Origin of the sequence: Stenotrophomonas sp. GD03777 (genome assembly GCF_029842485.1) — a bacterium.
In the GTDB taxonomy this organism is placed as follows: domain Bacteria; phylum Pseudomonadota; class Gammaproteobacteria; order Xanthomonadales; family Xanthomonadaceae; genus Stenotrophomonas; species Stenotrophomonas sepilia.
This window is the reverse complement of sequence record NZ_JAOCGL010000117.1, coordinates 1-10,937: the sequence shown is the minus strand read 5'-3', so window position 1 is coordinate 10,937 and position 10,937 is coordinate 1. Positions and strand designations below refer to the sequence as shown.

The window sequence follows — 10,937 nt, the reverse complement described above, 5'->3', positions numbered from 1 at the left end:
GATCGTCGGCCGCTACGTGGCCGGTGACGCGACCAAGCAGGGCGTCGACATCGCCGGCACCAGCGGCCAGCCGGTCAAGGCAACCGCCAACGGTGTGGTGGTGTACTCCGGTGCCGGCCTGGTCGGCTACGGCGAACTGATCATCATCAAGCACAGCGACCAGTGGCTGTCCGCCTATGGTCACAACCGCAAGCGCCTGGTCAATGAAGGGCAGAGCGTGAAGGCTGGCGAGCAGATCGCCGAAATGGGCCGCACCGGTGCGAACCGCGACATGGTCCACTTCGAGATTCGCTACAACGGCAAGCCGGTCGATCCGCAGCAGTACCTGCCGGCACGTTGACGCGGTTGGAACAGGGAGTGCCGGGCCATGCCTGGCGTTCCTGACCTGTAGAGCCGTGCTCGACTCAGCGACTGCGGAGCGGTCGTTTGCGATCCTGTGTGCCGCAGGCTCACCTTCACGGCGGACCGGATACCCGGCATTCTTGAGCGGTCCCAGTCGACCCGGTACCCCATGCTGCGTCCTGCTTCCGTTCTCGCCTTGCTGATCGTCGCGCCGCTGGTCACCGCGGCCAGCGATCCGCGCGACGTGGTCACCCGTCTTTACGCCGTAGTCCAGGCGCCGGCTTCAGATGAAGCGGCCATCCCGCCGTCGCTGGGCGATGCCCTGCGCTCGGCGGTCGATGCGCAGCATGCTTACGAGCGGGCCTGCACCGCGCTGGCCGCGCACGACGAGAAGCCGCACATGCTCGACCAGAGCCTGTATCTGCTGGCGCCGGACCGACCGGACACGGTCGCGGTGGGAATGCCCGAATCGAGGGGTGACGCGACCTGGATCCGCGTCGACATGGCAGTGGGCGACTATCGATGGACCGACCGGGTCCTGCTGCAGCGGCAGGACCGGGACTGGAAGGTCATGGATATCCGCTGGGGGCAGGGCGGCCACCTGATCGGCCGGCTCCAGGAGTTCTCGGCATTCCGCTGCGCGCCTTCAGGCCGCTAGGGGCCGGAGGCACCGGTGACTCGAGAACTCAGCCTTCCAGAATGAAAGCAGCCGCGACCTTGCGGCCTTCGCCTGCCAGGATGTTGAAGGTGCGTGCGGCGGCTGGATTGTTCATCACTTCCAGGCCGATGCCGCGTGACAGGCAGGCGGCCATCACCACCGCCGATGGGAACACCTGGCGGTCACCGGTACCCAGCACGATCAGCGCCGGGTTCAGCGCCAGGATCGGCTCCAGGTCCGCCAGCTGCAACGCAGCGGCGCTCGCCACCGGCCAATGCGCGACCAGCTGGTCCGGGGTCAGGAAGAAGCTCCCGTCCAGCACCTGGTCATTGACCTTGGCCGAGCGGCCATCGGCGGCGCGCAGGCTGTAGGCGTAGTCGGGCGGTTCGTGGTTCAGCTGCATGACGGTAGGGCGATCAGCCGCGCGGCAGCACGATCTGGCGCTGTTCCCTGCTCGGGCGGTACAGCACGGCGACGTGGCCGATGCGCTGCACCAGAGCGCTCTCGGTGGCTTCGACGATCTCGCCGATCATCACGTCACGGGCGTCGCGATCCTCGGCAGCGACCTTCACCTTGACCAGCTCGTGGCGCTCCAGCACTTCGTTCAGCTCAGCGATGAAGGCCGGGGTCACACCCTTGCCGCCGGTCTGCAGGAGGGCCTTCAGGTCGTGGGCTTGGCCGCGCAGGAAACGGGTCTGGGAAGCGGTCAGGGCGATGGACATGCAGGAAAACACGGTTGAATGGGGCGATCAGGGTATCATGAGGACCCCATCAGCCCCTATTTTCAATGGCTACCCGCAGCAAAAGCAGCCAGCGCTGGCTCAAGGAACACTTCTCCGACCCCTTCGTGAAGAAGGCGCAGGCCGAAGGCATGCGCTCGCGCGCCGCCTACAAGCTCGAAGAGCTGCTTGAACGTGACCGGCTGCTGAAGCCGCACATGGTGGTGGTCGACCTCGGCGCGGCGCCGGGTGGCTGGTCTCAGCAGGTTAGGAGACAGATCGGCGACACCGGCCGCGTGCTGGCCCTGGACATCCTGGACATGCCGCCGCTGGCCGGCGTGGAGTTCCTTCATGGTGACTTCAGGGAAGAAGCCGTCCTATCGCAGTTTGAAGCCATGCTCGGGGATCGGCCGGTAGACCTTGTGCTGTCGGACATGGCCCCCAATAAGAGTGGTGTGGGCGCGGTCGACCAGCCGCGGATGATGCACCTGGCGGAGCTGGCCCTGGATTTTGCCGACAACCACCTGAAGACCGGTGGGGCATTCCTGATCAAGCTGTTCCAGGGCGAGGGCTTTGACGACTACGTGCGCGACATGCGCCGCCGGTACGACAAGGTCTCCATCCGCAAGCCGGAAGCCTCGCGCAAGCGCTCTCCCGAGGTGTACGCCTTGGGTCAGGGAAAACGCGCCCACATGAAGTAAGCTCGCAATGTACGCAAGTTCGACCCCCACGCAACGCCAGCACTGAGAGGAACACCGGAGCCAATGAGGATGAACGACTTGACCAAGAACCTCCTGCTATGGGTGGTCGTCGCCGTCGTGCTGATGGTGGTCTTCCAGAGCTTCTCGCCGAAGTCCTCCGGAGCCGGCGCGCAGGGTGCGTCGTACTCGCAGTTCCTGGACCAGGTGGACAGCGGCAACGTGCAGAAGGTCGCCTTTGGCGGCGACATGCGCGGCGGCACCAGCCAGCTGACCTACACCACCCGCGGCGGGCAGACATCCACCATCACCGCACCGTTCGATCGCGACCTGATCAACGTGCTGCGCACCAAGAACGTGGAGATCGTGCAGGAGGAGCCGTCCAGCGGCATCTCCCTCGGCGCGATCCTGATGAATTTCCTGCCGGTCATCCTGATCATCGGCTTCTGGTTGTTCATCATGCGCCAGATGCAGGGCGGTGGCGGCGGTGCCAAGGGCGCGATGTCCTTCGGCAAGTCGCGCGCCAAGCTGCAGGGCGAGGACCAGATCAAGGTCACCTTCGCCGACGTCGCCGGCTGCGACGAGGCCAAGGAAGAAGTGGGCGAGCTGGTCGACTTCCTGCGCGACCCGTCCAAGTTCACCAAGCTGGGTGGCAAGATTCCGCGCGGCGTGCTGATGGTGGGCCCGCCGGGTACCGGCAAGACGCTGCTGGCCAAGGCCATCGCCGGCGAAGCCAAGGTGCCGTTCTTCTCGATCTCCGGTTCGGACTTCGTGGAAATGTTCGTCGGCGTCGGCGCCAGCCGCGTGCGCGACATGTTCGAGCAGGCCAAGAAGCATGCCCCGTGCATCATCTTCATCGACGAAATCGACGCCGTCGGTCGCCACCGTGGCGCCGGCCTGGGCGGTGGCCATGACGAGCGCGAGCAGACCCTGAACCAGCTGCTGGTCGAAATGGACGGTTTCGAGGGCGGTGAAGGCGTGATCGTGATCGCCGCCACCAACCGTCCGGACGTGCTGGACCCGGCGCTGCTGCGCCCGGGTCGCTTCGACCGCCAGGTCGTGGTTGGCCTGCCGGACGTGAAGGGTCGCGAGCACATCCTGAAGGTCCACATGCGCAAGCTGCCGCTCGCCGACGATGTCGAGCCGATGGTGATCGCGCGGGGTACCCCGGGCTTCTCCGGTGCTGATCTGGCCAATCTGTGCAACGAGGCGGCCCTGTTCGCCGCGCGTGGCAACGAGAAGGAAGTCCGCATGGACCACTTCGACCGTGCCCGCGACAAGATCCTGATGGGTGCCGAGCGCCGCTCGATGGCCATGAGCGAAGAAGAGAAGACCCTGACCGCCTACCACGAAGCCGGCCACGCCATTGTCGGCCGCCTGGTGCCCGAGCACGACCCGGTCTACAAGGTCACGATCATCCCGCGCGGCCGTGCGCTGGGCGTGACCATGTACCTGCCGGAGGGCGACAAGTATTCGATGAACCGCGTGGCGATCAAGTCGCAGCTGTGCTCGCTGTACGGTGGTCGTGTGGCCGAGGAGCTGATCTTCGGTGCCGACAAGGTCACCACGGGCGCTTCCAACGACATCGAACGCGCCACCAAGATGGCCCGCAACATGGTCACCAAGTGGGGCCTGTCCGACCAGCTCGGCCCGATCGCCTATGGCGAAGAGGATGACGAGGTGTTCCTGGGCCGTTCGGTCACCCAGCACAAGAGCGTGTCCAACGACACCGCGCGTCGCATCGATGAGGAGGTGCGCAAGATCCTCGACGAAGCCTACGCGCGCACTACCGAGCTGATGACGGCCAACCTGGACAAGTTGCACGCGATGTCCCAGCTGCTGCTGCAGTACGAGACGATCGACGCGCCGCAGATCGACGCCATCATGGAAGGCCGCGATCCGCCGCCGCCGGCTGGCTGGAGCAAGTCGAACAAGGATGGTGGCAACGACAAGGGCGGCGACGCCCGCCCGCTGCCGCCGATCGCGGGCCCGGCCGAATCGCACTGACGGCCCGCTGCGCGTGACACCAGACGAGGCCGGGGCAACCCGGCTTCGTCGTTTCCGGGCTACCGGCCCATTCCGAAGAACCGAACTGACGCTGGAGCCCGCATGTCTGCCCCGAAGCCCGAACCGATTTCCCACACCGTCGAAATGGTCATCGCCACCGTGGTCGGCGTGGGTGTGGGCCTCGGAGCCGACAATCTGCTGTTGGGCTGCGTGGTGGGTATCGCGGTCGGCATCGTGCTGAGCATCGCCAGGACCCTGTACGTGGACCGCAAGCGTCGCCGCCGTTGAGGGTGTCGGCAGGGCTGCGCCCTGCACCCGTGGTAGTGCCGGCCGTTGGCCGGCAACCTCAGCAGCAACAGCAACAGCAACAGCAGAAGCGGGCATTCCTTGGGGTGGCGGGGCGGTGTGGGTTGGCAGGACACGCCGTAAACCCCGCTCCGCGGTCCGGCCCAGCCGCCGGCGGCTGTGCGTTCGGGCGCTTGCGAAGCAGTGCTTCGCAGGCAAAGCGCCCTCACCCATGGGGGCTCGATGGCGCCATCCATGGCGCCAACGGTCCTGCAGCCCCACACCGTCCCGCCAGACCATCAGCAATCCAGAGCCGCATTGGCTTTGGCCGTTGCCTCTGCGGGTGCAGGGCGCCGCCCTGCCGAACTAAACTACCCGCCGTTGTTCCAGCAGGATTACCGATGTTCGATACCTCGCCCCAGCTCGATTGCGCCGGCCGCATCCTGCGCCTCGACCGTGCCCAGGTCATGGGCATCGTCAACGTCACCCCGGACTCGTTTTCCGATGGCGGCGCGCACGACACCACCGAGGCCGCAGTCGCTCATGGCCTGAAGCTGGTCGAGGAGGGCGCGGACCTTCTCGATATCGGCGGCGAATCGACCCGCCCGGGCGCCACGCCGGTATCGGTCGAGGAGGAGCTGGGCCGGGTGATTCCGGTGATCGAGCAGCTGGCGGCCCGGACCCACGTGCCGATCAGCATCGACACCTTCAAGCCGGAAGTGATGCGCGCGGCCGTGGCCGCTGGCGCCGGCATGATCAACGACATCTTCGGCCTGCGCCAGGAGGGTGCGCTCGAGGCCGCTGCGGAAACCGGCGTGCCGGTGGTGCTGATGCACATGCAGGGCGAACCGGGCCACATGCAGGCCGATCCGCACTACGACGATGTGGTCGGCGAGGTGCACGGCTTCCTGGTGCAGCGCCTGTTCGCTGCCGAGATGGCAGGCATCGCGAGGAAGAACCTGCTGATCGACCTCGGTTTCGGCTTCGGCAAGACCACCGGCCACAACATGACCCTGCTGGCGCGTTCGGAGCGCTTTCTGGAACTGGGCGTGCCGATGCTGGCCGGCCTGTCGCGCAAGCGCAGTCTCGGTGAACTGACAGGTCGCGATACGCCGTCCGAGCGGGTAGCGGCCTCGGTGGCCGCGCACCTGATCGCGGTCCAGCGTGGCGCGCGCATCGTACGCGTGCATGACGTGACGGCCACAGTTGATGCGCTGAAGATCTGGCAGGCGGTGCAAGCCGTACCGACGCCGCGCGCCGACGCTGCGCCGACGATCCGCTGGCCGGACGAAGACTGATGGGTATCGATCGGCGGCCACTGGCGATCGCCGTGATGGGGCCGACCGCCAGTGGCAAGACCGCCACTGCGATCGCCCTGGCACGGCAGCTGGATGGCGAAATCGTCAGCGTCGACTCGGCACTGGTGTACCGCCACCTGGACATCGGTTCGGCCAAGCCCGATGCGACGGAGCGCGCGCAGGCGCCGCACCATCTGCTGGACCTGCGTGACCCCTGGCAGACCTACTCGGCGGCCGAGTTCGCCGCCGATGCCGGACGGGTCGTGGCCGACATCGTGGCGCGTGGCAGGACGCCGATCCTGGCCGGTGGCACTGGCCTGTACTTCCGGGCGCTGCTGCAGGGCCTGTCGCCGATGCCGGAGGCCGACCCGGCAATGCGCGAAGCGCTCAGCGCCGAGGCGGCCGAGCGTGGCTGGGCGGCACTGCACGCCGAGCTGGCCAAGGTCGACCCGGCCGCCGCCGCACGCATCCATGCGACCGATCCGCAACGCATCCAGCGGGCGCTGGAGGTCTATCGCCTGACCGGTATCCCCATTACTGAATGGCAGCGCCGGCCGGGCGTAGCGCCATTGCCGGTGCGCACCCTCAAGCTGATCCTCGCCCCACGCGACCGTGCGGTTCTGCACCAGCGCATCGAGGCGCGCTTCGACGCCATGCTGGGGCAGGGGTTCCTCGACGAGGTGCGGGCATTGCGCGCGATGCCGGAAATGGCAGCCGTGGAGGCGCCGTTGGACCTGCCGGCAGTGCGCGCGGTCGGCTATCGGCAGGCCTGGGAGTACCTGGACGGGGAGGGTGATGCCGCCCGTTTCCGTGACAAGGCGATCTTCGCCACCCGGCAACTGGCCAAGCGCCAGCTGACCTGGCTGCGCGGCGAGCTTGATGCGCGCTGGTTCGACCCCCATGTTGATGGGGAGCGCCTGGCCAGCGCGGTGTCGACCTTCGTCGCACGCTGAATCCCCGCCAGCCGTGTAACATCATCGGTCGGCGGGCGGCTCGGGGGCCGCGGCAACCGTCGGCAACCCAATAAGAACAATAATCAGGAGTGTGCAATGTCCAAGGGGCAATCGCTGCAGGATCCTTTCTTGAACGCACTGCGGCGCGAACGCGTGCCGGTTTCGGTGTACCTGGTGAACGGCATCAAGCTGCAGGGCACGATCGAGTCGTTCGACCAGTTCGTGGTCCTGCTGCGCAACACGGTCAGTCAGATGGTCTACAAGCACGCCATTTCCACCGTCGTTCCGGCACGCAACGTGAAGGTCGGTCCGGGCGGTGGTTACGTGCAGTCGGGTGAAGGCGGTCAGGCAGGTGATGAAGCAGACGAGTAACACCGGAGCGGTGAATGTTTGACCGCTCGAAAAAGGGTGAACACGCCCTGTTGATCCAGCCCCATTTCGGCAAGCTGGAAGACGATGTGCTCGAAGAATTCGGTGATCTGGCCCGCTCGGCCGGGGCCAGCATCGCCGCGACGATCACTGCGCGCCTGGACCGTCCGAATCCGTCGACCCTGATCGGCAGCGGCAAGCTGGACGAGATCAAGGCTGCGGCCGACGCCAGCGGGGCCGACCTGATCCTGGTCAATCATGCATTGAGCCCGGGCCAGGAACGCAACCTGGAACGTTTCCTCGAGCGCCGGGTGATCGACCGCACCGGCCTGATCCTGGACATCTTCGCCCAGCGTGCGCACAGCCACGAAGGCAAGCTGCAGGTCGAACTGGCACAGCTGCGCCACCTGGCTACGCGGCTGGTGCGCGGCTGGACCCATCTGGAGCGCCAGCGCGGCGGTTCGATCGGCCTGCGCGGACCGGGTGAAACCCAGCTGGAAACTGACCGCCGTCTGCTGCAGAAGCGGGTGGAGCAGCTGCAGAAGCGCCTGGAAAAGGTCGAAGTGCAGCGCACCCAGATGCGCCGTGCGCGTGTGCGCAGCGAGCTGCCGCGCGTGGCCCTGGTGGGCTACACCAACGCCGGCAAGTCGACCCTGTTCAACGCCATGACCGGCGCTGAGGCCTATGCCGCCGACCAACTGTTCGCAACGCTGGATCCGACCGTGCGCCGCATCGCGGTGCCGGGGGGCAACGTGGTGCTGGCCGATACCGTCGGTTTCGTCCGCGATCTGCCGCATGATCTGGTCGCGGCGTTCCGCTCGACCCTGTCCGAGGCGCGCGAGGCCGACTTCCTGCTGCATGTGGTCGACGCTGCCGATCCGCACCGCGAGGAGCGCATCGCCCAGGTCGACGAGGTGCTGACCGCAGTCGGTGCCGGCGACCTGCCGCAATTGCTGGTGTTCAACAAGATCGACCGCATCGACGGTGCCGACGTGCGCCACGATGGCCAGGACGGTATCCCGGATGAGTCGCGTCGTGAGCGGGTGTGGATTTCCGCGCGTGACGGGCGGGGGCTGGAGCTGCTGCAGGCGGTGCTGGGCAAGCGCCTGGGCCTGCAGCATGTCACCGGCGAACTGCGCCTGCCGCCGGATGCCGGCCGCCTGCGCGCGCGCCTGCACCAGCTGGAAGTGATCCGCAGCGAGCAGGCTGATGAGGAAGGCTGGCTGCTGCATGTCGACTTGCCGATTGCCGAAGCCGAGAAGCTGGCCGCCAGTGCCGACGGTGCACCGATCCGGGCGCTGCTGCCGGAGAAACTGCCGGAGTGGTGAGGTAGCACCTGGCAGGGCCGGCGAGTGCCGGCCGCCGGCCGGCAGCGCAACCGTCCCGGATGGGCGCGACATCTGCCTGTCATCTGCGGTACAACGTGCAGGTTCTTCACCCCACCGTCATGCCGATGTCCATCCCCACCGACGCTGAACTCAATATCCAGTCCGCCGCGCTTGGGCAGCGCCTCGAGCAGGCCTCGCTGCAGCTGGTGACCGCTGAAAGCTGCAGTGGTGGCTGGATTGCAAAGTGCATGACCGACATCGCAGGTTCGTCGGCATTCTTCGACTGCGGCATGGTGGTCTACAGCTACGAAGCCAAGCAGCGCCTGCTCGGCGTGCGCGCACAGACGCTGGAGCAGTTTGGCGCAGTCAGCCGCGAAACCGTGCTGGAAATGGTTTCCGGTGCGCTGGTCAACTCGGGGGCCGGCATCGCGGTGGCAGTGACCGGCATCGCCGGTCCCGGCGGCGGCAGCCCTGGCAAGCCGGTCGGCAGCGTCTGGATCGGCTGGAAGCGGCGCGGCGGCTACGCCCGCGCCGAGCTGTTCCAGTTCGAGGGCGACCGCGAAGCCATCCGCCGGCAAACCGTGGCGGCGGCATTGCGCGGCATCGACGCCCAGCTGTGACATGCTGCTCCGGTAATCGTCCGGAGCACGCATGATGTGGGAAACGCTGGGCACGGTCCGTGACCTGGGCCGACTGCAGGAAATTGCGGTTGTCCTGATCCGTTATGGTTTCGGTGACGTGGTGCGGCGCATCGGCCTGGCCACCACGCTGGAGCGCGCTGGGCGCCTGCTGCACTGGAACGAGGATCGCCAGGAACTGCTGCGGATGACCGCGCCGGTGCGCGTACGCAGCGCGATGCAGGATCTCGGCCCGACCTTCGTCAAGCTCGGTCAGGTGCTGGCGACGCGCGTCGACCTGCTGCCGCCGGAATGGATCGCTGAACTGTCCGAGCTGCAGAACGCGGTGCCCGCGCTGCCGTATGCCGACATCCGCGAGCAGCTGGAGGCCGATCTGGGCGCCTCGCCTGCAGACGTGTTCGCCTTCCTCGATGAAATCCCGATGGCCGCCGCCTCGCTGGCGCAGGCCCATCGCGCGCGCCTGCATGACGGCCGCGAGGTGGTGCTGAAGGTACGGCGCCCGGGTATCCGCGACGTGGTCGAGGCCGACCTGCGGTTGCTGGCGCGCCTGGCCGAAATCGTCGAGGCGCGGCTGCCGGACCTGCGCCGCTATCGTCCGGCCGAGGTCGTGCAGCAGTTCACCGTGTCGCTGCGACGCGAGCTGGATTTCGCCGCCGAATGCCGCAACGCCGAACGCATCGCACGCAACTTCAACGGCCGTGACGACATCCTGATCCCCAGCGTGCACTGGCAGTGGACCTGTGAAAGCCTGAATGTGCAGGACTTCGTCGACGGCATTCCCGGGCGTGACCTGGCCGGCGTCGATGCGGCGGGCCTGGACCGGCGCGAACTGGCTCGGCGCGGTGCCGGCATCGTGCTCAAGATGGTGCTGGAGGACGGCTGCTTCCACGCCGACCCGCACCCCGGCAACATCTTCTACCTGCGTGACGGCCGCATCGGCGTGATTGACTTCGGCATGGTCGGCGCGTTGTCCGAAGTGCGCCGCTTCCAGGTCGCGCAGCTGCTGCACGGGCTGGTCGAGCAGGACCCGCAGAGCGTGGCCGATGTGCTGCTGGACTGGGCCGGCGGCGTGGAAGTGGACGAGAACCGCCTGCAGCACGACATCAGCCAGTTCGTCGACCAGTATCGCGGCGTGCCGCTGAAGGACCTGCGCATCGGCCTGATGCTGGGCGATATCACCCAGCTGCTGCGCAGCTACAGCCTGACCCTGCCGGCCGATCTGGCGCTGATGATCAAGGCCTTCCTGACCCTGGAAGGCATGGGTCGCCAGCTGGACCCGGATTTCGACATGGCCAGTGCCGCGCGCCCGTTCCTGGAACGGGTGGTGCTGCAGCGCTATGCGCCCAAGGCGCTGCTCAAGCGTGGCCGACGCAGCCTGCTGGGCCTGGTCGACTTCGCCGGGGAACTGCCGCGCGACCTGCGCAAGCTGGTCCAGGCGGCACGCCGCGGCCGCCTCCAGCTGAAGGTGGAAACCACTGCGCTGCAGGGCTTTGGCGAACAGGTGAATCGGGCAGCGAACCGGCTGGTGATGGGTATCGTCACCGCCGCGCTGATCATCGGGTCCTCGATCGTGATGCACAGCGTTGGCGGGGTCTCCAGTCGCTGGCTGCTGGCACTGGGCGTGTGCGGTTTCATCGGCGCC

General features: G+C 67.0%; 13 protein-coding genes. 11 read left to right on the top strand and 2 right to left on the bottom strand.

Annotated features, from left to right (window positions below; all coding sequences use genetic code 11):
• Both N5E02_RS18140 and N5E02_RS18135 read left to right on the top strand, forming a co-directional pair.
• On the top strand, window positions 1–340 hold a 340-nt coding region (locus N5E02_RS18140), incomplete at its 5' end, for a peptidoglycan DD-metalloendopeptidase family protein (protein WP_279946574.1).
• Between the two features lie 171 nt (window positions 341–511).
• The gene (locus tag N5E02_RS18135; RefSeq protein ID WP_065179302.1) at window positions 512–1,000 is read left to right on the top strand and encodes a hypothetical protein; all 489 of its coding nucleotides are present in this window, start codon (window positions 512–514) and stop codon (window positions 998–1,000) included.
• A 28-nt stretch (window positions 1,001–1,028) separates the two neighbouring features.
• Here N5E02_RS18135 and N5E02_RS18130 read toward each other — a convergent pair whose 3' ends face one another.
• Both N5E02_RS18130 and yhbY read right to left on the bottom strand, forming a co-directional pair.
• Window positions 1,029–1,403, bottom strand: coding sequence for an Mth938-like domain-containing protein (locus N5E02_RS18130; protein ID WP_005416036.1), 375 nt, complete (start codon window positions 1,401–1,403; stop codon window positions 1,029–1,031).
• A 13-nt stretch (window positions 1,404–1,416) separates the two neighbouring features.
• Window positions 1,417–1,722, bottom strand: coding sequence for a ribosome assembly RNA-binding protein YhbY (gene yhbY, locus N5E02_RS18125; protein ID WP_005416037.1), 306 nt, complete (start codon window positions 1,720–1,722; stop codon window positions 1,417–1,419).
• A gap of 65 nt (window positions 1,723–1,787) precedes the next feature.
• Between yhbY and rlmE the strand changes: the two genes are divergently transcribed.
• From rlmE to ubiB, 9 genes are all read left to right on the top strand, one after another.
• Window positions 1,788–2,420: a 23S rRNA (uridine(2552)-2'-O)-methyltransferase RlmE gene (gene rlmE / locus N5E02_RS18120; protein WP_206619774.1), complete on the top strand. Its 633-nt coding sequence runs from the start codon at window positions 1,788–1,790 to the stop codon at window positions 2,418–2,420.
• Window positions 2,421–2,489: 69 nt separating this feature from the next.
• Window positions 2,490–4,424 (top strand): ATP-dependent zinc metalloprotease FtsH, encoded by a 1,935-nt coding sequence (gene ftsH / locus N5E02_RS18115; protein WP_005416038.1) that lies wholly within the window; start codon window positions 2,490–2,492, stop codon window positions 4,422–4,424.
• Between the two features lie 102 nt (window positions 4,425–4,526).
• Window positions 4,527–4,712: a hypothetical protein gene (locus tag N5E02_RS18110; RefSeq protein ID WP_065179301.1), complete on the top strand. Its 186-nt coding sequence runs from the start codon at window positions 4,527–4,529 to the stop codon at window positions 4,710–4,712.
• Between the two features lie 398 nt (window positions 4,713–5,110).
• Window positions 5,111–6,007, top strand: a complete 897-nt coding sequence (folP, locus tag N5E02_RS18105; RefSeq protein WP_279946573.1) for a dihydropteroate synthase — start codon at window positions 5,111–5,113, stop codon at window positions 6,005–6,007.
• A complete protein-coding gene (gene miaA, locus N5E02_RS18100; protein WP_053499102.1) occupies window positions 6,007–6,960 on the top strand; it encodes a tRNA (adenosine(37)-N6)-dimethylallyltransferase MiaA in 954 nt (317 codons plus the stop codon). The genes folP and miaA overlap by 1 nt, the downstream gene beginning before the upstream one ends.
• A 96-nt stretch (window positions 6,961–7,056) precedes the next feature.
• Complete coding sequence (gene hfq, locus N5E02_RS18095) at window positions 7,057–7,332, top strand: RNA chaperone Hfq (RefSeq protein ID WP_004152891.1); 276 nt, start codon at window positions 7,057–7,059, stop codon at window positions 7,330–7,332.
• A gap of 14 nt (window positions 7,333–7,346) precedes the next feature.
• Window positions 7,347–8,657 (top strand): ribosome rescue GTPase HflX, encoded by a 1,311-nt coding sequence (hflX, locus tag N5E02_RS18090; RefSeq protein WP_005416042.1) that lies wholly within the window; start codon window positions 7,347–7,349, stop codon window positions 8,655–8,657.
• A gap of 125 nt (window positions 8,658–8,782) precedes the next feature.
• Window positions 8,783–9,277: a nicotinamide-nucleotide amidohydrolase family protein gene (locus N5E02_RS18085; protein ID WP_005416043.1), complete on the top strand. Its 495-nt coding sequence runs from the start codon at window positions 8,783–8,785 to the stop codon at window positions 9,275–9,277.
• Between the two features lie 34 nt (window positions 9,278–9,311).
• On the top strand, window positions 9,312–10,937 hold a 1,626-nt coding region (gene ubiB / locus N5E02_RS18080; protein WP_279946575.1), incomplete at its 3' end, for a 2-polyprenylphenol 6-hydroxylase.

What these genes read in the sequence shown, in the direction of transcription:
- N5E02_RS18130 (WP_005416036.1), bottom strand. Translation starts at nt 1,403, where the DNA reads ATGCAGCTGAACCACGAACCGCCCGACTACGCCTACAGCCTGCGCGCC.
- N5E02_RS18135 (WP_065179302.1), top strand. Translation starts at nt 512, where the DNA reads ATGCTGCGTCCTGCTTCCGTTCTCGCCTTGCTGATCGTCGCGCCGCTG.
- yhbY (WP_005416037.1), bottom strand. Translation starts at nt 1,722, where the DNA reads ATGTCCATCGCCCTGACCGCTTCCCAGACCCGTTTCCTGCGCGGCCAA.
- hflX (WP_005416042.1), top strand. Translation starts at nt 7,347, where the DNA reads ATGTTTGACCGCTCGAAAAAGGGTGAACACGCCCTGTTGATCCAGCCC.
- miaA (WP_053499102.1), top strand. Translation starts at nt 6,007, where the DNA reads ATGGGTATCGATCGGCGGCCACTGGCGATCGCCGTGATGGGGCCGACC.
- hfq (WP_004152891.1), top strand. Translation starts at nt 7,057, where the DNA reads ATGTCCAAGGGGCAATCGCTGCAGGATCCTTTCTTGAACGCACTGCGG.
- ftsH (WP_005416038.1), top strand. Translation starts at nt 2,490, where the DNA reads ATGAACGACTTGACCAAGAACCTCCTGCTATGGGTGGTCGTCGCCGTC.
- N5E02_RS18110 (WP_065179301.1), top strand. Translation starts at nt 4,527, where the DNA reads ATGTCTGCCCCGAAGCCCGAACCGATTTCCCACACCGTCGAAATGGTC.
- rlmE (WP_206619774.1), top strand. Translation starts at nt 1,788, where the DNA reads ATGGCTACCCGCAGCAAAAGCAGCCAGCGCTGGCTCAAGGAACACTTC.
- N5E02_RS18085 (WP_005416043.1), top strand. Translation starts at nt 8,783, where the DNA reads ATGTCCATCCCCACCGACGCTGAACTCAATATCCAGTCCGCCGCGCTT.
- folP (WP_279946573.1), top strand. Translation starts at nt 5,111, where the DNA reads ATGTTCGATACCTCGCCCCAGCTCGATTGCGCCGGCCGCATCCTGCGC.